This window comes from Qipengyuania sp. JB2-7 (assembly GCF_055693485.1).
The window spans coordinates 2433397-2454141 of the sequence record NZ_CM146335.1 but is presented as its reverse complement, the minus strand read 5'-3'; the positions used below and the strand labels follow the sequence as shown (position 1 = coordinate 2454141).

At 57.8% G+C, this 20745-nt stretch carries 21 protein-coding genes; 14 read left to right on the top strand and 7 right to left on the bottom strand.

From position 1 onward, the window contains the following. Positions 1-80 precede the first annotated feature (80 nt). The gene (parC, locus tag ACZ1GM_RS12340; protein ID WP_472676721.1) at positions 81-2414 is read left to right on the top strand and encodes a DNA topoisomerase IV subunit A; all 2334 of its coding nucleotides are present in this window, start codon (positions 81-83) and stop codon (positions 2412-2414) included. Here parC and ACZ1GM_RS12335 read toward each other — a convergent pair. From ACZ1GM_RS12335 to ACZ1GM_RS12315, 5 genes are all read right to left on the bottom strand, one after another. Then, positions 2411-3592: a CCA tRNA nucleotidyltransferase gene (locus tag ACZ1GM_RS12335; RefSeq protein WP_472676720.1), complete on the bottom strand. Its 1182-nt coding sequence runs from the start codon at positions 3590-3592 to the stop codon at positions 2411-2413. The two genes, parC and ACZ1GM_RS12335, sit on opposite strands and share 4 nt — an antisense overlap. After that, on the bottom strand, positions 3585-4190 hold the full coding sequence (locus ACZ1GM_RS12330; RefSeq protein ID WP_472676719.1) for a CoA pyrophosphatase: 606 nt from the start codon (positions 4188-4190) through the stop codon (positions 3585-3587). The genes ACZ1GM_RS12335 and ACZ1GM_RS12330 overlap by 8 nt, the downstream gene beginning before the upstream one ends. After that, on the bottom strand, positions 4187-4735 hold the full coding sequence (locus tag ACZ1GM_RS12325; protein ID WP_472678568.1) for a DUF1285 domain-containing protein: 549 nt from the start codon (positions 4733-4735) through the stop codon (positions 4187-4189). The genes ACZ1GM_RS12330 and ACZ1GM_RS12325 overlap by 4 nt, the downstream gene beginning before the upstream one ends. A 59-nt stretch (positions 4736-4794) precedes the next feature. Next, positions 4795-5316, bottom strand: a complete 522-nt coding sequence (locus tag ACZ1GM_RS12320) for a GNAT family N-acetyltransferase (RefSeq protein ID WP_472676718.1) — start codon at positions 5314-5316, stop codon at positions 4795-4797. Between the two features lie 74 nt (positions 5317-5390). Then, positions 5391-6581 carry a PQQ-dependent sugar dehydrogenase gene (locus ACZ1GM_RS12315; RefSeq protein ID WP_472676717.1) on the bottom strand — a complete coding sequence of 397 codons (1191 nt, stop codon included), beginning with the start codon at positions 6579-6581 and terminating at the stop codon, positions 5391-5393. Between ACZ1GM_RS12315 and ACZ1GM_RS12310 the strand changes: the two genes are divergently transcribed. The 7 genes from ACZ1GM_RS12310 (at position 6565) to ACZ1GM_RS12280 (ending at position 14025) form a co-directional block, all read left to right on the top strand. Then, positions 6565-7239 (top strand): ribonuclease HII, encoded by a 675-nt coding sequence (locus tag ACZ1GM_RS12310; RefSeq protein WP_472676716.1) that lies wholly within the window; start codon positions 6565-6567, stop codon positions 7237-7239. The genes ACZ1GM_RS12315 and ACZ1GM_RS12310 overlap by 17 nt on opposite strands. Positions 7240-7290: 51 nt before the next feature. Then, positions 7291-8214 carry a calcium/sodium antiporter gene (locus tag ACZ1GM_RS12305; RefSeq protein WP_472676715.1) on the top strand — a complete coding sequence of 308 codons (924 nt, stop codon included), beginning with the start codon at positions 7291-7293 and terminating at the stop codon, positions 8212-8214. Between the two features lie 268 nt (positions 8215-8482). Continuing rightward, positions 8483-9643 (top strand): DNA methyltransferase, encoded by a 1161-nt coding sequence (locus tag ACZ1GM_RS12300; protein ID WP_472676714.1) that lies wholly within the window; start codon positions 8483-8485, stop codon positions 9641-9643. A 141-nt stretch (positions 9644-9784) separates the two neighbouring features. Beyond that, on the top strand, positions 9785-10570 hold the full coding sequence (locus ACZ1GM_RS12295) for an outer membrane protein (protein WP_472676713.1): 786 nt from the start codon (positions 9785-9787) through the stop codon (positions 10568-10570). Between the two features lie 110 nt (positions 10571-10680). Next, positions 10681-11793 (top strand): dihydropteroate synthase, encoded by a 1113-nt coding sequence (gene folP, locus ACZ1GM_RS12290; RefSeq protein WP_472678567.1) that lies wholly within the window; start codon positions 10681-10683, stop codon positions 11791-11793. A gap of 143 nt (positions 11794-11936) precedes the next feature. Then, positions 11937-12710, top strand: coding sequence for an outer membrane protein (locus ACZ1GM_RS12285; RefSeq protein WP_472676712.1), 774 nt, complete (start codon positions 11937-11939; stop codon positions 12708-12710). A gap of 163 nt (positions 12711-12873) precedes the next feature. Then, complete coding sequence (locus tag ACZ1GM_RS12280) at positions 12874-14025, top strand: alkaline phosphatase D family protein (RefSeq protein ID WP_472676711.1); 1152 nt, start codon at positions 12874-12876, stop codon at positions 14023-14025. Between the two features lie 8 nt (positions 14026-14033). On the opposite strand, the gene ACZ1GM_RS12275 is transcribed toward ACZ1GM_RS12280, so the two are convergent. Then, positions 14034-14792, bottom strand: coding sequence for an SDR family NAD(P)-dependent oxidoreductase (locus ACZ1GM_RS12275; RefSeq protein ID WP_472676710.1), 759 nt, complete (start codon positions 14790-14792; stop codon positions 14034-14036). A gap of 18 nt (positions 14793-14810) precedes the next feature. Then, positions 14811-16232 carry a sigma-54-dependent transcriptional regulator gene (locus tag ACZ1GM_RS12270; RefSeq protein WP_472676709.1) on the bottom strand — a complete coding sequence of 474 codons (1422 nt, stop codon included), beginning with the start codon at positions 16230-16232 and terminating at the stop codon, positions 14811-14813. A gap of 192 nt (positions 16233-16424) precedes the next feature. Here ACZ1GM_RS12270 and ACZ1GM_RS12265 point away from each other — a divergent pair, with 192 nt between their 5' ends. The 6 genes from ACZ1GM_RS12265 (at position 16425) to ACZ1GM_RS12240 (ending at position 20739) form a co-directional block, all read left to right on the top strand. Beyond that, complete coding sequence (locus ACZ1GM_RS12265) at positions 16425-16547, top strand: hypothetical protein (RefSeq protein ID WP_472676708.1); 123 nt, start codon at positions 16425-16427, stop codon at positions 16545-16547. 10 nt (positions 16548-16557) lie between these two features. Next, on the top strand, positions 16558-17679 hold the full coding sequence (locus ACZ1GM_RS12260; RefSeq protein WP_472676707.1) for a Re/Si-specific NAD(P)(+) transhydrogenase subunit alpha: 1122 nt from the start codon (positions 16558-16560) through the stop codon (positions 17677-17679). Positions 17680-17705: 26 nt separating this feature from the next. Further along, entirely contained in the window at positions 17706-18455 is a 750-nt protein-coding gene (locus tag ACZ1GM_RS12255) for a hypothetical protein (protein ID WP_472676706.1), read from the top strand. A gap of 5 nt (positions 18456-18460) precedes the next feature. Further along, positions 18461-18868 (top strand): hypothetical protein, encoded by a 408-nt coding sequence (locus ACZ1GM_RS12250; protein ID WP_472676705.1) that lies wholly within the window; start codon positions 18461-18463, stop codon positions 18866-18868. After that, positions 18868-19149, top strand: a complete 282-nt coding sequence (locus tag ACZ1GM_RS12245; RefSeq protein ID WP_472676704.1) for an NAD(P) transhydrogenase subunit alpha part 2 — start codon at positions 18868-18870, stop codon at positions 19147-19149. The genes ACZ1GM_RS12250 and ACZ1GM_RS12245 overlap by 1 nt, the downstream gene beginning before the upstream one ends. 108 nt (positions 19150-19257) lie before the next feature. Further along, complete coding sequence (locus ACZ1GM_RS12240; protein WP_472678566.1) at positions 19258-20739, top strand: NAD(P)(+) transhydrogenase (Re/Si-specific) subunit beta; 1482 nt, start codon at positions 19258-19260, stop codon at positions 20737-20739. Positions 20740-20745: the final 6 nt, after the last annotated feature.

Genomic DNA, 20745 nt, shown 5'->3' with positions numbered 1-20745 from the left:
GTTTATGTCCTTTCAATGCGTGGGGATAGCGATATGTTCCATCCTGTTAGACAAGCCGTGGCAGTGATAGGTCAGATTGCATGACGACCAAAGAGCTTGATGATTCTGGCCCCGATCCCTTCGATGCAATTGTCGATGCACCGTTCGATTCCGCGTTGGAGGAGCGTTATCTCGTCTATGCGCTTTCGACGATTACCGCGCGTTCGCTGCCCGATCTGCGCGATGGCCTGAAGCCTGTTCATCGCCGCCTGCTGTGGACGATGCGGCAGCTAAAGCTCGCGCCTGAAAACACCTTCAAAAAATCCGCCCGCGTGGTGGGTGAGGTTATCGGTAAATATCACCCGCATGGCGACACCGCCGCTTACGATGCAATGGTGCGCCTCGCTCAGGATTTCTCGCTGCGGTATCCGCTGGTCGAGGGGCAGGGGAATTTCGGTAATATCGACGGCGATAACGCCGCCGCCTATCGTTATACCGAAGCGCGCCTGACCAAGACCGCGATGCAGCTGATGGCGGGCCTTGATGAAGGCACAGTCGACTTCATCCCGACCTATAATGGCGAGGAGGAAGAGCCGGAGCTGATGCCCGGTCTGTTCCCCAATCTGCTGGCCAATGGGGCGAGCGGGATTGCGGTGGGCATGGCCACGAACATCCCGTCGCACAATGTCGCCGAGGTTATCGATGCAACGCTGGAGCTGATCGACAATCCGCATGTCGAGCATGCGCGGTTGATGGAAATCTTCAAAGGGCCGGATTTTGCGACTGGCGGCATGGTGGTCGATAGTGCCGACACGATTTCGCACGCCTACGAAACGGGGCGCGGTAGCTTTCGCGTGCGTGGGCGTTTTTCGTCGGACGAGGCAGAGGCGTTAGAGGATCGTGATGCTGGGATTGAGCGGCTTGGCGGGGGACAGTGGCAGCTGGTTGTCAGCGAAATCCCCTATCAGGTGCAGAAGGGCAAGCTGATCGAGCAGGTTGCGCAGCTGATCGCAGACAAAAAGCTGCCTATCCTCGAGGATGTACGCGATGAAAGCGATGAAGACATCCGTATCGTGTTTGTCCCGCGCAGCCGCAATGTCGACCCGGAGCTGCTCAAAGAATCGCTCTACAAGCTGACTGATCTGGAAACCCGGTTTGGCCTGAACCTCAACGTGCTGGATGCCACTCGCACGCCGATGGTGATGGGCATCAAAGAGCTGCTGGAAAATTGGGTTCGCAGCCAGATCGACATTCTCCAACGGCGCAGCCAGCACCGGCTTGACCAGATCGCGCGGCGGCTTGAGCTGGTCGAAGGCTACATCATCGCTTTCCTCAATCTCGACCGCGTGATCGAGATTATCCGCACCGAGGATGAGCCCAAGGCCGTGATGATGGAGGAGTTCAAGCTGTCTGATCGTCAGGCAGAGGCGATCCTCAACATGCGGCTGCGGTCACTGCGCAAGCTGGAAGAAATGCAGCTGCGCGATGAAAAGACCGCGTTGCTGCAAGAGCAGGAAGAGCTCGAAAAACTGCTGGGATCGCCTGCGCGACAGCGCACGCGCTTGAAGAAAGACCTGAAGGCGCTGCGCAAGGATTATGCCGAGGACACTGATCTTGGCCGTCGTCGCACCACGATTGAAGAGGCCGCGCCTGCAGTCGAATTCAGCATGGATGCGATGATTGAGAAAGAGCCGGTGACGGTGATCCTGTCGAAGCGTGGCTGGATCCGCGCCGCTAAGGGTCACATGCCGCTCGATCAGGAATGGAAGTATAAAGAGGGCGATGGTCAGGCCTTTGTCCTCCACGCGCAGACCACCGACAAGCTGTTGCTCGCGACCGACAATGGCCGGTTCTTCACGCTGGGTGCAGACAAACTGCCCGGTGCACGCGGATTTGGCGAGCCGGTGCAAAGCACGCTCGACATCGATGCCGAGGCCAAGATCGTCAGCATGCTGGTGAATGATCCCAAATGCACGCTGCTGCTCGCGTCGGATACTGGCAAAGGCTTTCGGGCGGAGATGAAAGAGCTTTTGTCGGAGACCCGCAAGGGCAAGCAGGTTGTTAATACAGGCAAGGGTGGGAAACTGGTGGTTGTTCGCCCGATTGCTGAGGCGCACGATCATGTCGCGGTGGTCGGCGACAATCGCAAGCTGGTGGTGTTCAATCTGGAAGAGCTGAAAACGCTCTCACGCGGGCAGGGTGTCACGTTGCAACGCTATCGCGATGGTGGGCTCTCCGATGCGACCACCTTTACGCTGGAGCAAGGCCTGTCATGGGCGATGGGCGGCAAGGGTGATCGCACCCGTACCGAACAGGATATGTGGCAATGGAAGGTCGCGCGTGGCGGGGCAGGGCGTTTGCCGCCGCAGGGCTTCCCGCGCGACAACACATTTGGCAACCCGGTCCATAAAGAAGCTGAAAAGCCCGAAGGCTAGTCCGCTTCTCGCAGTTGCTCAGTTAGTAGTGCGTCGATGCGGGCGGTATCGGGAAATCCTTCCTCGACCCAACGCCGCTCAACGCTCTGCAGGATGCGCGCGACTTGTGGGCCAGCGGCGACACCGCGTTTGACGATCTCGCCGCCCTTGAGGGGAAACTCTGGCGGTTCCCAATCCCTGAGTGAGCCAAGGTCTTGAGCCACCAGGAGCAACCGATCCTGCGCGTTCTGAATGCCATGCCAATAGGCGAGGGCGCGCGGATTGTCCGCGTCAGTAGGCTTGCGTTCTGCCGCGCTGATTAACCGCGCCCGCTGTGCTTTCGATAGTCGCAAACGTGCTGCGATTGTTTCGGCGAGCGTGCTCACCGCAGGTATCAAAGCGGCAAGCCTGCGAATGCTGGCGGGCGCCACACCTTGTGTTTGCTCGGTTGCGACCAGCGCGGTCAGAGAAGCGATTTCGCTGCGCCTCGCTTCGGGTAGAACCACGGCCAATACGCCCAGGCGGTCCATCAATTGCACGGTTTCCACCGGGTCAGGCAGGTCAAGAATGCCGAGCAACTCGCTCGAAATCCGCTCCCGGCTAAGCCCCTTCAGTGTGTCGGCCAATTCCTCGCATGCCGAAATCGCTTCTTGGTCCAGTTCGTCGCCAAAGCGCGCTTGAAATCGGAAGAAGCGCAAGATCCGCAGATGGTCTTCCTTAATCCGTTCTCGTGCATCGCCGATAAAGCGGACCGTGCGGTTATCGAGGTCTTCCAGCCCGCCGAAATAGTCGCTGATTACCAGCGTTTCGGGGTGCGCGTAGAGGGCATTGATCGTGAAATCGCGCCGCGCCGCATCCTCTTCCCATTTGTCGGCGAAAGCGATGGTTGCGCGCCGACCATCCGTGGCGACGTCTCGCCGCAAGGTTGTGACCTCGACCGGGCCATCCTGAAGCACGGCGGTGACCGTCCCATGGTCGATGCCGGTCGGAACGGTGCGAATTCCCGCGTCACGGCACAGGTCGATAACTGCACCGGGGTGATGCGTGGTGGCGCAGTCAATATCATGCGCGCGAATGCCCAGAAGCGTGTCGCGCACGCATCCGCCCACCCAACGAATGGCGTCAGCCCCAAGCGCCTGCATCAACTGGCGCAGGCCATCACGCTGTGTCCATTCTGCCTTGGGTAGCTGCTTAGTCATGCATGTGTTCCATCCACCCCAGTCGTCGCGACAAGTTCGCAAGGATAGCAGCGGTGACGCCCCAAATGCGATACCCCTCATAATCAAGGTCGAGATAGCCGCGTGTTTGACCTTTCCAAAATGCGCTGCGTTCAGTCCAACTGTCCGGATCCATCAACAGGTCAAGTGGTGCCTCAAACCAGCTTTCAACTTCGCGCGGCTCTGCGATGAGCGGCAAATCAGGCGGGATCACGGCAAGAACCGGCGTGATGTTAAAGCCTGTGCCCGTCTGATATTGGTCAGTGGTGCCGATAATCTCGACCTGCGCGGAATCAAGGGCCAACTCTTCTTCGGCCTCTCGTAAAGCAGCGGCAATCGCATCTTCGCCAGTGTCGAGCTTCCCACCGGGAAATGCGACCTGACCGGGGTGGTCGCGCATGGTATTGGGGCGTCGTGTCAAGATGACGCCAGGCTTTTCTTTATCGGTCACCGCGATCAGCACGGCTGCCTCTGCTGTAAGCGCCGCATCGGCGAATCGCGCGTCGGATAGCAGGCCGTCAATGGCGCGCTGATGACCTTGCCGATGCAGACGTGACAGGCGCGCGAACAGCGTGCTCATGCGGGAAGTAGCGAGAAGTCCATACCCTGACTTGCTACGGACCAATCATCGCCGCGCGCAAGGGCGATCTGCGCAAGTTGTTCATATGTCGAGCGGTTGAGGCGCGCCTCGCAGCCTCGCCTTACTGCGACATACCACGCGGGTTCATTCGCGTTTCCCCGCGCAACCAGCGGGTTGTCCTCTCCCGCAATCACCAGTTCATCCGTATTCAGTCGAAAGGCCAACCCACCGTCAGTTTCCTGCACATCAACGGCTATGAATGCTGCATCATCGACAAGGATCGCGAGCTTCTCGAAAGGGGTGAAAAGCCAATGCTGTCCGCTCTCATCACGCGTCAACAGGCTGGCAAAGGCTCGCACCATGGCTGGCCGCGTTATCTCGCTGCCCTGATGATACCATGTGCCATTGGCGCAAATCCGCATATGGCTGTCTCCCACCTGCTCAGGAGACCAGTTTTCGATAGGGGGCAGCTTTCGCGCTTCGACTTGCTCTGCGACTTGCGACAGCGACAGGCCAGCCAATTCGGGGGGAGGTGTGTAAGGCATATTCACAAAATCGATGGCAGAGTTCAACGTTCCCGCCAAGAGCCAGAATCAAGGTGTATTCACCTAGTTTGTTCGCTTGCCATCCAAGGCCCCAACATACCTTTCATGGGGAGGATCGCCGGGTTCTCACAGCGGACGAGCAGCCGTTCTTTCTCGAACGGACCGGGACAATGCCAACCTTGCGTAGCCTGGGCGGAAAAGCCCCACTGTTTGTAATAGGGTTCATCGCCAATCAGGACTTGCGGCAGTGCCGCCTGTGGGTCGATTGCGCTAAGGCTGGCATGCATCAATGCTTTGCCAAACCCCTCGCCCTGGCGATCAGGCATGACTGCGACCGGCCCGACCATCAGCATTGGGTGCGGGCGACCATCGGGACTGGTGAGTGCAATCGGCCATAGCTGGATCGATCCAACCAGATATTCGTGATCATCCAGCGCGGCAAAGCTGAGGGGTTGCAGCCAGTCCATTCCGTCGCGAATGCGATACGCGGTGCGTGCATGGCGACCATCGCCGAAAACCGCATCGAGCAGGTCTTCGACCATGGCGGGTTCAACCGCAGATAGAGGGACTAGCGCAGACATAGGGTGCGCCCGTTACGGCGCGCGGCGATTGCTGTCGATACCAGTTTGGCTTTCGGTCGCCGAAGCTATGCCGTTCAACCCGGCGTCAGCTTCAGCAGCCTTGCATTGTCGCCATCTTCCAGCACCCACAAAGCTCCGTCAGGCGCCTCAACCAGCGAACGGATGCGATTGCCCATGTCATATCGCGCCACCTCAGCCGCACTATCGCCATCGATCGCGATCCGCACCAGCCCACCCGATTGCAGGCCAGCGACCAGGAAATCGCCTTGCATTCCGCCAAACATATCACCTTCATACGCGATCATATCGCCCGGTGCGATCACTGGCGTCCAGTGAATGGCAGGTTTGGTGAAGCCATCATCCTCTGTGTGATCGGGAATGTCATCGCCATTATAATGGTCGCCGTTTGAACGGGTTGGCCAACCATAATTGGCTCCCATCGTCACAAGGTTGAGTTCATCGCCGCCAGCGGGGCCATGCTCAATATCCCACAGTCGCCCTTGCGCGTCATAAGCGACGCCCAAAATGTTACGGTGGCCCCAGCTGTAAATTTCGTCAGATGCGCCAGCAGTTCCAGCGAGCGGATTGCCATCTGCCGGAGAACCGTCGAGATTGAGGCGCACCATCGTGCCCAGCGTATTGCTGGTGTCCTGGGCCGGCTCGATCTCTTGCCGATCACCGCTTGCGACGAACATGTATTGTTCATCTGGGCTGAAGATGATGCGGTGGGAATAGTGGCCGCGCTTGCTTGTCTTTGGACCCTGACGCCAGACGATATCGAGACCTTCGATGGCGCAGGTCGTTGCAGCACTACATGCCAAAGTGCCTTTGCCAACAACTGCGCCGCGCGTGTCGCCTGATCCAGCCTCGGCCCAACTCAGATAGATCGTCCGGCCGTCAACTGTGTCAGACGCCTCACTTTCCAGAAATGCGATATCGCCCAAACCGCCTTGACCGCCATAATCGACCGCAGGTGCACCGGTTACCGTGATCGCCTCACCATTGGCAGCATTCAGACCGCGGATCTGACCGCCTTTTTCGGTAATCATCAGCACCTGAGTGCCGGGGACAAAGGCGCTCGCCCATGGTTCATTGAACGTGCCCTGCTCAGCAATTGCGAAATTGCCATCGAAAGGAACTGTGGCGCTGCCGCCGGTTGACGTGGAGGAGGCGCTGGCGGCGGTATCCCCACTTGAAGCGGAGTCACAGCTTGCCGCGAGCAGGAGCGGCGATAGGATCACAGCGATCATGGATGATTTGGTCATACAGTTTTCAACTCCCGAAAGCGGATTTGGTGCCCAAGGGTCGGATGCACCGATTATCGTTGGCGTGGATGAGGCCGGTCGCGGGCCTCTGGCTGGTCCCGTAGTGGCGGCAGCTGCCGCTCTTCGCAAGCCTCTCGCCGACGAACGGCTGGCTGGTCTCGACGATTCGAAGAAACTCTCTGCAAAACGCCGCGCCGCTCTGGAGCCTGTCATTCGCGATCACTGCGCCTTTGGCATCGCAGTGGTCGAACCCGAAGAGATTGACAGGATCAACATTTTTGCAGCGACAATGCTGGCAATGACGCGAGCGGTCGCATTGCTTGAGCGATCATTGGCGGATTGTTGCGGCGGCAGGATAGAGCAGGCGCTGATCGACGGTAACATGACGCCAGCTGGGCGCTGTGATGACTGGCGTTGGCCAGCGCGTGCGATTGTGGGTGGTGACGGGATTGAACCTGCGATCTCGGCAGCTTCCATTCTCGCTAAGGAATATCGCGACCGGCTGATGCGCGAGGCAGCGAAAGATCATCCGCATTACGGGTGGGAGCGCAATATGGGCTACGGAACCAAGGAGCATCTGGCGGCTTTAGCTGAACATGGACCAACACCCATCCACCGGCAAAGCTTCGCGCCCGTTGCGCAACTCTCTTTGCTCTAGGCCTAAAAACCCGAGTGACATTGTGCCTGCGCTCTGCCAAGCGCGCTTCTCATGACCGCTGCAATTGTTTCCATCATTATTGGTCTTGTCGCGCTGGCTCTGGGCGGGGAACTGCTCGTGCGCGGGGCAGTCGGTGTTGCCAATCGCCTCGGCGTTTCAACGCTTTTTACCGGTCTTGTCATAGTCGGCTTCGCGACCAGCATGCCGGAAATGGTGGCAAGCGTTCAGGCGGCGTTGATTGACTCGCCCGAAATCGCCTGGGGCAACATCGTTGGCTCCAACATTTCAAACTCGTTGCTGATCCTTGGCGCGACGGCCTTGATTGCACCGATCGCTTTGTCAGGCATGGGGAAGCGCGACGCGGCGGTCGGTCTGGGTGTCTCTGGATTGCTTTGGGCGCTGACTGCCCTTGCCATCGGCTCGCATTGGCTAGGTGCGGGGCTGCTGATCCTGCTGCTGCTCTACATCGTGTGGCGGTACAATCATCCGCGTCCGTTGGATGAAGAGGATGAGGAAGCGCGGGACGCTCTTTGGCTGGCTGCACTCTTGCTGATTGGTGGGGTTGCGGTACTGGTTTTCGGCGGCAGTACGCTGGTGGATGGCGCGATCACCATCGCGCAATTGGCTGGCATGAGCGAGACCGTTATTGGCCTGACCATTGTCGCCATCGGCACATCGTTGCCAGAGCTTGCGGCATCTGCGGTTGCGGCCTTTCGCGGCAAACCGGGCCTCGCCATCGGCAATGTCGTTGGCTCCAACATCTATAACATCCTGCTGATCGGCGGGGTTACGATGGCTCTCGTTCCTCGCCCGATCCCGTTTGAATTGATTGATGTGGAATTTGCGGTGGTCACTGCCAGCGCGTTGCTCATTTGGGTTTTGCTGGCTCGTGGCGGTACTATCGGGCGAGCGATGGGCGGATTGCTGCTCGCTGCATTCGCGGCGAACACGGCGTACCTTCTGCTGACGCAGTAAGTGTTACGGGACAATCAGCGACTTGCGAGGTCCTTTACGCCACACCCCAGCATGTTGAGTCTGGAAAAGGCTAGGGGACTCAATATCTAGCGTGGGACTCTTTTCGTTCTCTTTAGGTTCCGCTGGTGTGCGGGAATCCTAACTCCTCATTAACCATAACCACCTATCGCTTTGTTCTTGACTGACAGTCCGCTTGGACTCACCCTGTGGATAACTGCGGCGCATTCCATCAGATTTGCGGCCAAGCACACGATTTGGGGAAGTGATTATGGGGGTCATCGAGACCGCAAAGGCGCGCGCCGCTGCGCAGAAAACGGCGGTCGAAGTGGCACCAGAATTGCCGCTGGAGCAGGATGGCGCGTTGCCCATCGGCCAAATCCTCGATGGTGATTGCGTTGCCGCGATGAAGCGCCTGCCCGATGCCAGCATTGACCTGATTTTTGCAGACCCTCCTTACAATCTCCAACTGGGTGGAGACCTCAATCGCCCCGATGGCAGCCATGTGGATGCCGTGACTGATGAGTGGGACCGGTTCGACAGTTTCCGCAGCTATGACGAATTTACGCGTGCCTGGCTCATCGAAGCGAAGCGCATTCTGAAGCCTGATGGCGGGCTGTGGGTGATCGGCAGCTACCACAATATCTACCGCGTCGGCGCGATCCTGCAGGATCTCGGCTTCTGGATCCTCAACGATATTGTCTGGCGCAAATCGAACCCGATGCCGAATTTCCGCGGCACACGCTTTACCAATGCGCACGAAACGCTGCTGTGGTGTTCTCAGGGCGAAAAGGCCAAATATCAGTTCAATTATCGCGCGATGAAAACGCTCAATGATGAGCTGCAAATGCGCAGCGACTGGGTACTGCCGATTTGTAGCGGTGGCGAGCGTCTGAAAGAAGGTGGTCAGAAAGTTCACCCCACGCAAAAGCCGGAAAGCCTGCTCTATCGCGTCTTGCTCGCGACCACCGAAAAGGGTGACGTTGTGCTCGACCCGTTCTTCGGTACCGGCACGACCGGAGCCGTGGCGAAACGCCTTGGCCGCGAATGGATCGGCTGTGAGCGTGAGGGTACGTACCGCAAGGCTGCGCTCAAACGGATCGAGAAAGAGCTGCCGCTTGATGAAAGCGCGCTGACCATAATGCAAAGCGCCAAGTCTGCACCGCGCGTCGCCTTTGGCGCTTTGGTTGAGGCGGGGCTGGTCCCGCCCGGCACAGAAGTCTTTGACAAAAAGCGCCGCTGGAAAGCGAAAGTGCGTGCTGACGGCTCGCTGGCGTATGAGAAGCAGACCGGCAGTATTCACGGGCTGGGCAAGGATTTGCAAGGCGCGCCAAGCTGCAATGGCTGGACGTTCTGGCATTATGAATCTGATGGTGATGTGAAACCTTTGGACGCCGCGCGGCAACTTTATTTGCTCGCGAATGAAGACTGATTAGCCCGCCTGAGGCACGGTTTACCCAGCTTTGAAGGGTGTTTGCGACGGCCCGTTGATCCACAACAAGACGCCAACCGTACGTTAATGTGACCCCTGTGATTTCCGATCGCGGGGGCGCAAACTAACGTAGAGGTAACAATGAAAACCCCCCATTATTTCATAGCGCCAATGGCGCTGCTCGTGTTCGCGACCCCTGCAATTGCGCAGGATGAGGATAGCGGCCCTTACATCGGCCTGAGCGGTGGCCTGGTCCTCCCGGGCGATTCCAGCAACTCAGGCGCTTTCGACGCAACCGTGCCTGCCACGACGGACTTTGGTGAGATCCCTGCCGACACACCCGTCGGTTGGGAAACCGAGTTCGATAATGGCTTCGCGATCTCTGGTCAGGCTGGTTACAAGCTGGGCAATGGCCTGCGCGTGGAATTGGAAGGCGCCTATAACCAATATGACGTTGGCACGCATACCGGCCTGACGGTTGGCGGTGACGTCATTGACGCGCTCGACGTGGCGGTACTCACCCGTGGACCGGCAGATGCGGCTAACCCGACCGTCGGTGACGTAATTGCCGATGGTCAAGGCAAGGTGAAAAATTTCGGCCTGTTCGGGAATGCGTTTTACGACATCAACACCGGTGGCGCGTTCAAGCCCTATGTCGGTGCGGGTGTTGGCTATCAGTGGGTCGATGTCGAATATTCGCCATCTGCCGTCGATGTCGCGGATGATGATGATGGCGTATTCGCATATCAATTGATGGCTGGCGCCAGCGTCGCTGTGTCGGAAAGCTTTGATGTCTTCGCGCAATACACATACCGCGATAGCTTTGAGGACGCGGATATTCCGCTCAATCTCGTGCCCGCCACATTGGGTGTCGAATCGCAGCAGTCGATTTTGTCGGCTGGTGTTCGTGTCAAACTCGGCGGATAGTCCGACAGAGTATCAGTAAGGAGGGGCCGCGCGGTGTCGTGGCCCCTTTTTCTGTGGCCGGTGTCATTCGCACGCTGTCCTCGGTCTGCAACTTCGCCTACCATCGCGGCATGACAGAGCGCATCTATATCCGCCCAATCAATACCGCGCTGAGCCCGCAAAGCGAGCTTGGCAATGCAACCCGCCTGGCTGGTGGCATGGTCTATGCCAGCCGGTTTGCGGTAATCCGCACCAGTGAGGGTGCGGTGGATGAACGTTGGCTCGCATCAAGCGATACGATTGAGGATGTGATTGGCGGGCTGCCAGCTGACCTGGTTGAAGAGGCGGGGGTGCAGTGGGCGAACCTGCAAAAGGTTCATGCGCCGCTAGAGCTTGGGACGCGAACGCTGCGTTTCGACCAACCACAGATCATGGGCATTCTCAATGTCACGCCAGACAGCTTCTCTGACGGCGGCAAGTTTTTGGATGATATTGATGCGGGCAGGGCGCACGCCTCTGCCATGCTGGAGGCTGGTGCGGCTCTGGTCGATATTGGCGGGGAGAGTACGCGGCCCGGCGCAGACAAGGTCTGGGAAGGGGATGAAATTAAGCGCATCCAGCCTGCGGTCGAGTCGTGCGTCAGCATGGGCGCAGCAGTCAGCATTGATACGCGCAACGTCGCCACGATGGAGGCCGCGCTCGGTGCAGGTGCGCATATCGTCAATGACGTGTCGGCTCTGCGACATGATCCGCGCAGTTTGGAGGTCGTGGCGGAACGAGGCTGTCCGGTGATTTTGATGCACGCCCCGTCGGCTGGTGACGATCCACATGATGATGCCAGCTATCGAAACATCGTGTTCGACGTTTTCGATTTTCTGAAAGAGCGGCGTGATGCGGCGATCGCTGCGGGTATCTCTGCCGACCGCATCATGATCGATCCGGGCATCGGATTTGGCAAAGGTCTCGCAGACAATCTGGCGCTCCTGAACGCGCTCCCAATGTTTCACGCGCTTGGGTGCCCCATCCTGCTGGGTGTCAGCCGCAAGCGGATGATTGGCGCGCTGTCTCGTGAGGAGACGGCTGAGGACCGCTTGGGCGGTAGCATTGCACTTGCCACGCTGGGGATGAGTGCGGGGGCACAACTGATCCGTGTGCACGACGTGCCAGAGACGGTACAGGCTCGCAATGTCTGGCGCGGCCTGCGTGATCAGGCGCTCACCGACTTTTCCAATTACACTGAGTAATTTGGCCGACCTGATAAATTTGCATCCCGCGTAACCAATCCTTGGTTCGGCGCGAAGTGGTATGTGACCGCACGTGCCGATCCCCTAACGACCCTCCCCCCCAAGGCACGTGCGGTTCCACAGTTTTTCAAAAGGAACGCCAAATGGCTCGCACCACTTCATCTGCTGTATTTGTTTTCTTCGCCGCTGCTGTTGCAATCGGTATCCCCACCGCTGGTCAAGCGCAGGATACGCGGGCCGACGCCGAAAGCGGTTTCTACATCGGCCTGAAGGGCGGCATCACCTCACCCAGCGATGAGACATTTGACGGTGTTCAGGCACCCGAGGGCGCATCGCCAGGGATGGCGGGAGCACCTGCTGCGGTCTCCGCTGAATTTGACGAAGGCGAGACCTTCGCTGCAACAGCAGGTTATAAGCTTGGGACTCGTTTCCTGGGTATCTTTGAGCCAAGTATCGAGGTGGAATACAGCTATGCCAGCGCGGATGTGTCTGGCGGCACATTCAATGGCGGCAATCAGACTTTCAGCGGCGACGTAGATATAAATACCTTCACCATTGGCTATCGCTCGGACATTCGCTGGTCAGATACACAGCGTGTTGTGCCATTTACCGGCGGCGCAATCGGAATTGCCGACGTGGATAGCAACATCCTCTATTTCCCGAATAACGGGGTTGCGACAGCGCCCACTTTCGGTGTGATCGGCAGCGACACGGGCTTTGTGACGCAATCGAACGCAGGCCTCAGCTTCCGACTGACTGACAATATCGACCTGGAAGCAAGCGTGCGATATCAGCGGGTCAGCGGCCTCGATTTTGACCGCCGGTTCATCGCTGCGGGCAATGACGATTTCAATGCGGACGTGTCTGGCTCTCTTGAGACAGTCTCTGGCTTTGCTGGCTTGCGGTACCGCTTCTGAACCCCAAACCTGACTAACCCAGCGACCTTGAGAGAGATCGTCGCGCAGGGCCGCTTGGCGATAATGCTGAGCGGCCCTTTTACGTGCTGTGATACAGTCAAACGCTTGTCATCATTCGCGCTCAAAGGCATGGCAGCCCGATCACATCCTTTGGAGACACCCGATGCGCCGTGCCCTATTTGCTGTTCCGCTAATTTTCGCTGCCCCGGCAATCGCAGAGACCGGATCAGTTTCGGCAGGGCCTGACGCCTTTCTGCAAGGCTATTATGCGGCTCTGCAGCAGCAAATTGAGTTGCCAGTCGCGCCTGCCAACAAATCGCTAGCGTCGGAGACCACGCTCACTCGGATCGCATTTGGCAGCTGCAATCACCAATCGCGCAGCCAACACATGTGGGCTCAGATTGCCGCTACCAATCCGGACGTGTTCCTGTTCATTGGCGACAACAATTATGGCGATCAATTTTGGAAAGGTGATGCCTCGCTGAGCACTTTGCGCGCGGCGTACCAGTTGCAGGCGGAGACGCCCGAACTGACCGAGTTTCGCAGTAAGGTGCCGATGATGATCACTTGGGATGATCACGATTTTGGCATTAACGATGGCGGTGCAAACTTTGCGTTCCGTGACTGGTCAGAGACGATTTTCGAAACGTTCTGGGGTTCTTCTGAAGAGGTAAAGGCGCGCCCCGGCATTTATGAAAGCCGGATGTTCGGGGCCGAGGGTAAGCAGGTTCAGATCATCATGCTGGACACCCGTTTTTTCCGGTCAGAGCTCGAAGCGATCCCTTATTCACCTGAGCGTCCGCCACTTGGCCCCTATGTGCCGAGCAGTGATGCCAGCAAAACCATGCTGGGCGATGCGCAATGGCAATGGTTGCAGCAGGAACTGGCCAAGCCAGCCGATCTGCGCGTGGTTGTCTCATCAATTCAGGTGATCACGGACGCTCACAATTATGAGAGCTGGGAGGCGTTGCCGCTTGAGCGTGAGAAGCTCTATTCCATGCTGGCGAACCGCGAAGACAGTGGCATGGTCATGCTGTCAGGTGATCGTCATGCAGGCGGCATTTACACCGATGTACGCCCTGAAATGAAGGGCGAGCGTGTTTGGGAACTGACCAGTTCCTCGCTCAACTATTCTTTCAGCACAACTGAGCGCAACACCGAGCGGGAGCCCGATCCAAAGCGTGTGACTGATTTCATCTCAGAGGAGAATTTCGGTCTGGTCGAAATTGACTGGCGGCGCGAGGCGGTCACGCTCAGCCTGCGCGGCAGCGAAGGTGAAACGCGGGTGACGCGAACGATCAGCTGGGATGACTGATCTGTCGGTTAGAGCGTAAAGCCACCATCTGAGACCAGCACATGCCCGGTCAGGTTCCTGCCTGCATCGGACAGCATGTAAAGGATGTTATCCGCGATCTCTTCGCTGGTCGCAAAACGTCCACTGGGTGTTGTGCCAGCCATCGTTTTGATCGTCGCCTCACGCCCCTGCGCCTCGACTGAGCGTTTGAAGTCATCCGAGCTTTCCCAGATATTCGTGTCCACTCCGCCCGGCGCAATCGCGTTGACGCGGATGTTGTTGGGTGCGCCCTCCAAGGCGGCGATGCGGGCCATATGCGATACCGCGGCTTTTGCGACGCCGTAAGGCCCGATGCCAGCGATCGGTTTCACACCGGTCGATGACGATGTGATGACCGCGCTACCTCCATTGTCTTTCATTGCGCGCATTACGCAGCGCAGCGTCAGGAAAACGCCATCCAGATTGATGTCGAGCACGCGGCGCCATTCGGCAAACTCAAGCGCAGCAATCTGGCCATGCCCGCCAATACCAGCATTTACGACCGCGTGATCGAGTCCAGCCAAGCGCCGCTCAAGATCGGCCCACAGCGCCTCGTCAGCGACACTGCCAACGACTGTCTCAACCTCGCATGGGAGATCAAGCGCGTCCATGCCAGCCCCATCAATGTCGACCAGAAACAGCTTTGTCGCGCCGCGCGCCGCAAGCGCCCTCGCGCATGCCGCTCCAATGCCGGAAGCAGCGCCGGTAACGAGCGCAGTGCGCCCCTCAAAATCCTGATTAAATGTCATGCCTGCCGACTATGCGGATCAGGCGGCGTTGTCGATGCCCAGATCTGACAATTTGCGGTAAAGGGTCGAGCGACCAATACCCAGGCGGCGCGCAACCTCGGTCATGCGACCGCGATAGTGACCAATTGCCAAACGGATCACATCGGCCTCAATCTCTTCCAGCGGACGCAGGTTGCCATCATCAGTGTAAAGCAAGACGCCAAGCCCGCGTGCGCGGCTTTCTGCGCGATCTTCACGGTCACCCAGAAGCTCTGACAATTGCGGGAAGCTTTCTGCGGTCAGCGCTTCGCTTTCCTCGCTGTAAACCGCTGCGCGGAACAGAACTGCCTGCAATTGGCGGACATTGCCCGGCCAGTCATAAGCCTCCAGCAAAGTCAGGCCGCTATCGGCAATCGAGTGGTGACGCAGGCCCGGCTGCTCACCGATCCGTGTCAGGAAATGACGCGTCAACGCAGGAATATCACCGCTACGCTCACGCAGAGGCGGAACCTCAATCAGTGTTGCGGAGAGAATATCATAGAGCTTCTTGGAGAATTGATCGTTCTCTGCGAGTTCGGCCAGCGCCTGGTCGCTTGCCGCCATGACGCGTACATCGACCTTGAAACCGTGGCTCGCACCGGTTGGGCGAACGATGCCAGTATCTAATGTTTCTGCCAGTCGATCCTGCAATGTTCGGTCGAGCCGGTCGATCTCGTCAAGCAGCAAGGTGCCACCGTCGCAGATCTGTAGCGAGCCGATTTGCTTGTCGAAAGCTCCGGGAAAGGCCCCCTTTTCGTGGCCGAACAACAGTGTCTCGATTGAGGTTGCAGGTACACCGGCAATACTGATCGAGCGCATAGGTGCCTTCACCCTAGGCGATGATGCATGCATTGCGCGCATCAGCATTTCTTTGCCGGTGCCGGTCTCACCCTCGACCAATGCGTGGCAGTGGCCGCGCGCTGCCGTTGCCGCTTTCGCAAGCGCCGTGCGGAATGGCGGTGCGGTGCCAACCATCGCATCGAAATCGAGCGATTTGTGCATTTTTTCTGCAAGTGGCTGAAGCTCGTTCTTTGGCGCTTCGCGTGCGGTCGCGCTGCGCAATGCCTGAAGCAAACGCTCCGGTGCGACAGGCTTGATCAGATAATCGGTCGCGCCAGCGCGCATCGCTTCGACCGCCAATAGCGGCGATGTGCTAGAGGTCAGCATCAGAACGGGTGCGGCTGGGCGTCGCTGCTTCAATTCGCGGATCAGGTCACAAGCGCTTTCGCCGGGAACCCACTGGTCGATCAGGATGGCGCTAACATGCGTGCCTTCGTCAGATTCCAGCATATCAATCGCTTCGTCGCTTTCGCCCGCAACGATGGTGCGGAAGCCTTCGCGCGCGGCGAGCGCCGTGATCAGACGGCTTTGCGCCGGCTCATCATCAATCAATAGCAATAGGCGTGTATCGCAATCAGACATGCAGTTTGCCCCGATCTCCTCCAACGCACGATCCATTCGGCGTCTAAACCGTGCCATTACAGGACAAGGGTAAAGAGCTGATTAAGCTAAAGTAACTGAAACATTAACAAATCGATTCTGAACATGGGCTTGAGCCAGAGCGCGTGGCGCGATAGAGCGATGTAAATTCACTTTAAGCTGAGCAGGATAATTATGGCTTCGCAAAATGACATGAAATCAGCCACCAAGACTTATGATGGCTTTATCGCCAATCTCAAATGGGCTGTGCCGCTGATCGCCCTTATCACAGCAATTGTCGTCATATTGATCGCTTGATCGCGCGCTGATGCGGATTTGCGTCCTTAAGGAACGTGCCGAGGGTGAGTGCCGCGTTGCGGCAACACCTGAAACTGTCAAAAAGTTTATCGCATTGGGCGCCGATGTGGCGGTAGAGGCAGGCGCTGGCGAAGGCGCTGCGATATCCGATGGTGCCTTTGCCGATGCCGGGGCTGAGGTGGGCACAGCGACCAGCGCTCTGAAGGATGCAGACATCGTCTTGGGCATTCAGGCGCCGGAGGCGAAGGCGCTCTCTGGTGCGAAGCCAGGCGCATGGGTTGCCGCGACTTTCGACCCGTTCCGCAATGGCGATCTGGTGAAAGGTTACGCCGATGCGGGGCTGGAGGCGCTGTCGATGGAATTCATGCCGCGCATTACGCGTGCGCAGAGCATGGATGTGCTCTCCAGCCAATCCAATCTTGCCGGATACAAGGCCGTCATTACCGCTGCCAACACTTATGGCCGTGCCTTTCCCATGATGATGACGGCTGCGGGCACCGTTCAGGCGGCAAAAGTCTTCGTAATGGGGGTAGGCGTTGCAGGCCTTCAGGCAATTGCCACCGCCCGGCGTTTGGGTGCGCAAGTTTCCGCTACCGATGTGCGGTCAGCCACCAAAGAACAAATCCAGTCGCTCGGCGCAAAACCGATCTTTGTTGAAAGCGTCGAGGGTATCGAGGGCGAAGGCTCTGGCGGCTATGCCACCGAAATGAGCGAGGAATACCAGAAGGCTCAGGCTGAGCTGGTTTCCGAACACATTGCCAAGCAGGATATTGTAATTACGACGGCGCTGATTCCGGGCCGCGATGCGCCGCGTCTGATCTCTGATGCGCAAATTGGCAGCATGAGGCCGGGCAGCGTGATCTTTGACCTTGCCGTGTCGCAAGGCGGCAATGTCGAGGGTTCCAAACCTGATCAGCCTGTAGTGAAGCACGGCGTTACCTTGATCGGCTACTCCAACACCGCCGGACATCTCGCGGCTGATGCGAGCGCACTCTTTTCTCGCAATCTCTTCAATTTCCTCTCGGCTTTCTGGGACAAAGAGGCCGGTAGGCCGGTCCTTGATGAAGAAATCGGCGACGCCGTGCGCCTGACACAGGGCGGAAAGATCGTGCATGAGAGGCTGTTGGGGTGAGAGTTAGTTACCCGAAAATCTGTTTGATGGCTGTTCTCTCGATTTATGCTGTTTCTGCACGAGCCGAGGCAAGTCAAATATTTCCGATAGATTGGATCGTGTCGACGCAAAAGATTGAACAGTCAAAGGTTACGCGAGCTTTTGAACATCAGGTAAGATGGGACTTCTTTATACAAGCAAGCGGTTTTTTGCGGGCTCGATCAGACATTATTGGCAACTCTGGGGTCAAGGTCGCGCCTGTTGGCACGTTGTTCTATGCAGCGCGAGGAAGAGGTGGAACTTATTGCTCGCTAGATAAATCAGCAGGCAAGAACTACCTCTCTGCAAAGAGGCGGATTTGCCTTATAGATGTTGGTAAGGATGGTCATTTCGACCGTTTTGCAGCTGGTAAGTACCGCAAGGGTTTGGTGCAGTCCGTCGAAGCTAAAGAGTTTGGAGAACTCGTTCGGTCAGAGGTCGAGCATGTCACCAGTGGCGTTACTGGCCGTGAGCTACGCGGGAGAATATGGGCGACCTCGCGGCCAAATCGCAGGTTATCGATGGAATTGTTTATTGAGGGTAAGCCACTTAGTTTAAATTGTTACTTGAGAGACCAAATTATTGCTGCCAACGACTCGGCGAGTTTCGAGTGTGGCGTACCTGGCTTAATCATCGACGTTCAGAGAACATCAGAAGGTAGTAAGAATAGGCGGATAGATCTGAAACCTCCGACTGAACAACTTTCAGTCGTGTTCAACGGCTTAAGCGTTTTGTTTCTCGAACCTGCTGAGTCGTAACTCAAATGAGTATTTTGACTAGCCTCATTTCTACCTTGGCGTTTGCTGCCTCCCTTCAGGGAATGAGCCATTCTTACACACTCGAAGATGCTCGCGAAGGGGCAGAGCTGCGGTCCAACATCTACATCGTGGTGAGCATGCTGTACGACCCCTGCCCAAAATCAGACGTGATCAAACCTGTGGCCCAACGCTTTCAGGCGCTGCGCGACGCCCAGACATCGCATGCTCGCAGGGTCGATTTTGCTCTCCCGCATGCTGACTTTGCCTATCAGATGAGCTTGGTCGACATCTCCTGTCATGATCTGACGGAGGAAGAGCAGCGCCGGATGGGTGAAATCGAGACGCGGGTCGCTAACAGCACTATGGACCGGATCGAGGAGATCCTCAGCACACTGGCCGAAAGAGGCGAATAATGGACTTTATCTCAATCCTTTCCATCTTCGTGCTGGCGTGTTTCGTCGGCTATTATGTGGTCTGGTCCGTTACGCCTGCGTTGCACACGCCGTTGATGGCGGTGACCAATGCGATCTCGTCAGTGATCATTGTCGGCGCATTGATCGCCGCGGCGGAGGCGGGCAGCCCGATCGCGAAGTATCTCGGCCTGTTTGGCGTGGTGCTGGCGAGCATCAACATCTTTGGCGGCTTCGCCGTGACCGAACGGATGCTGGCGATGTACAAGAAGAAGGAGAAGTAAGCGATGGGTAACTCCGTTTCTTCTCTGTCATTGCGAGACCAAGAGCATCTTGGACGAAGCAATCCAGTCCTGCGTTTTCTGGATCGCCGCGTCGCTTCGCTCCTCGCGATGACGGTGCTCTTCGCGTCTCCAGCGCACGCAGCAACTGGCGAGACGGGAACACCCGCATGGGCTATGCTCGCCTATCTTGCATCTGGTGTGTTCTTCATCCTCGCATTGCGCGGCCTTTCCAGCCCAGCAACGAGCCGTGCGGGCAACCGTTATGGCATGATCGGCATGGTGCTGGCGGTGGTCACGACGCTGGTCACGCACAAGATTGCGACCATTACCGAAATCGGCATTGCGATGTTCATTGGCGGGATTATCGGCATCACCGTCGCACGCAAGATCGCGATGACGGCGATGCCGGAATTGGTGGCGGGTTTTCACTCGCTTGTTGGTCTTGCGGCGGTTGTGGTCGGCTGGGCTGCCTATCTGGATCCAGGGGCATTTGGGCTGCTGGTCACACCTGAACCCGGGAGCAGCCTGCCCGAGGCGATCAGCCCCGTCAGCAAGATCGAGATGGGACTTGGGATCGCGATTGGTGCGATCACATTCTCCGGATCGGTCATCGCATTCCTAAAACTGTCGGGTCGTATGGGTGGATCACCGATCCTTCTGCCGCTCCGTCACGTCATCAACCTTGGAACACTCGCGGCGATCATCGTGCTGACCGGCATGTTTGCGGTCGCGGTCGGGCCAGAGGCAACACTGCCGCTGATCGTCGCTGTGACAGTGCTCGCCTTCATTATCGGCTTCCTGTTGATCATCCCGATCGGCGGCGCGGATATGCCCGTCGTCGTGTCGATGTTGAACAGCTATTCCGGCTGGGCCGCAGCCGCCATGGGCTTTACCCTCGGTAACACTGCGATGATCATCACCGGTGCTTTGGTCGGCTCATCCGGCGCGATCCTCAGCTACATCATGTGCAAGGCGATGAACCGCAGCTTCATCAGCGTGATCGCGGGCGGCTTTGGCGCGGACAGCTCAGGCGGCGGCGATGGCGAAGCGCGCGAACAACGTCCCTACAAACAAGGTAGCGCGGATGATGCAGCATTCATGCTCCAACAGGCAGAGAAGGTCATCATCATCCCCGGCTACGGCATGGCCGTGGCACAGGCTCAGCATGCCTTGCGCGAGATGTGCGACCTGCTCGAGGAAAAGGGCATTGAGGTGAAGTTCGCGATCCACCCGGTCGCAGGTCGGATGCCCGGCCACATGAATGTGCTGCTCGCAGAGGCGAGTGTCGACTATGATAAAGTCTTCGAGCTGGAAGACATCAATAGCGAATTTGCGCAGGCAGATGTGGCCTTCATTATCGGCGCGAATGACGTTGTGAACCCGGCGGCGAAGACCGACAAGTCGTCGCCCATTTACGGCATGCCGGTGTTCGATGTGGACAAGGCCAAGCAGGTATTCTTCATCAAACGTTCCATGGGCGGGGTCGGCTATGCCGGGGTCGACAATGACGTGTTCTACATGGACCAGACAATGATGCTGCTTTCTGACGCCAAAAAGATGGTCGAGGAAATCGTGAAGGCGCTGGATTAAACTGAA

Bases quoted from the DNA above. Each gene is read 5' to 3' on its own strand.
- ACZ1GM_RS12285 (WP_472676712.1), top strand. From the start codon at position 11,937: ATGGCTCGCACCACTTCATCTGCTGTATTTGTTTTCTTCGCCGCTGCT.
- ACZ1GM_RS12280 (WP_472676711.1), top strand. From the start codon at position 12,874: ATGCGCCGTGCCCTATTTGCTGTTCCGCTAATTTTCGCTGCCCCGGCA.
- ACZ1GM_RS12300 (WP_472676714.1), top strand. From the start codon at position 8,483: ATGGGGGTCATCGAGACCGCAAAGGCGCGCGCCGCTGCGCAGAAAACG.
- ACZ1GM_RS12250 (WP_472676705.1), top strand. From the start codon at position 18,461: ATGAGTATTTTGACTAGCCTCATTTCTACCTTGGCGTTTGCTGCCTCC.
- folP (WP_472678567.1), top strand. From the start codon at position 10,681: ATGACAGAGCGCATCTATATCCGCCCAATCAATACCGCGCTGAGCCCG.
- ACZ1GM_RS12330 (WP_472676719.1), bottom strand. From the start codon at position 4,190: ATGAGCACGCTGTTCGCGCGCCTGTCACGTCTGCATCGGCAAGGTCAT.
- ACZ1GM_RS12305 (WP_472676715.1), top strand. From the start codon at position 7,291: ATGACCGCTGCAATTGTTTCCATCATTATTGGTCTTGTCGCGCTGGCT.
- ACZ1GM_RS12325 (WP_472678568.1), bottom strand. From the start codon at position 4,735: ATGCCTTACACACCTCCCCCCGAATTGGCTGGCCTGTCGCTGTCGCAA.
- ACZ1GM_RS12270 (WP_472676709.1), bottom strand. From the start codon at position 16,232: ATGTCTGATTGCGATACACGCCTATTGCTATTGATTGATGATGAGCCG.
- ACZ1GM_RS12260 (WP_472676707.1), top strand. From the start codon at position 16,558: ATGCGGATTTGCGTCCTTAAGGAACGTGCCGAGGGTGAGTGCCGCGTT.
- ACZ1GM_RS12265 (WP_472676708.1), top strand. From the start codon at position 16,425: ATGGCTTCGCAAAATGACATGAAATCAGCCACCAAGACTTATGATGGC.
- ACZ1GM_RS12320 (WP_472676718.1), bottom strand. From the start codon at position 5,316: ATGTCTGCGCTAGTCCCTCTATCTGCGGTTGAACCCGCCATGGTCGAA.
- ACZ1GM_RS12240 (WP_472678566.1), top strand. From the start codon at position 19,258: ATGACGGTGCTCTTCGCGTCTCCAGCGCACGCAGCAACTGGCGAGACG.
- ACZ1GM_RS12310 (WP_472676716.1), top strand. From the start codon at position 6,565: ATGGATGATTTGGTCATACAGTTTTCAACTCCCGAAAGCGGATTTGGT.
- ACZ1GM_RS12275 (WP_472676710.1), bottom strand. From the start codon at position 14,792: ATGACATTTAATCAGGATTTTGAGGGGCGCACTGCGCTCGTTACCGGC.
- ACZ1GM_RS12295 (WP_472676713.1), top strand. From the start codon at position 9,785: ATGAAAACCCCCCATTATTTCATAGCGCCAATGGCGCTGCTCGTGTTC.
- parC (WP_472676721.1), top strand. From the start codon at position 81: ATGACGACCAAAGAGCTTGATGATTCTGGCCCCGATCCCTTCGATGCA.
- ACZ1GM_RS12245 (WP_472676704.1), top strand. From the start codon at position 18,868: ATGGACTTTATCTCAATCCTTTCCATCTTCGTGCTGGCGTGTTTCGTC.
- ACZ1GM_RS12315 (WP_472676717.1), bottom strand. From the start codon at position 6,581: ATGACCAAATCATCCATGATCGCTGTGATCCTATCGCCGCTCCTGCTC.
- ACZ1GM_RS12255 (WP_472676706.1), top strand. From the start codon at position 17,706: ATGGCTGTTCTCTCGATTTATGCTGTTTCTGCACGAGCCGAGGCAAGT.
- ACZ1GM_RS12335 (WP_472676720.1), bottom strand. From the start codon at position 3,592: ATGACTAAGCAGCTACCCAAGGCAGAATGGACACAGCGTGATGGCCTG.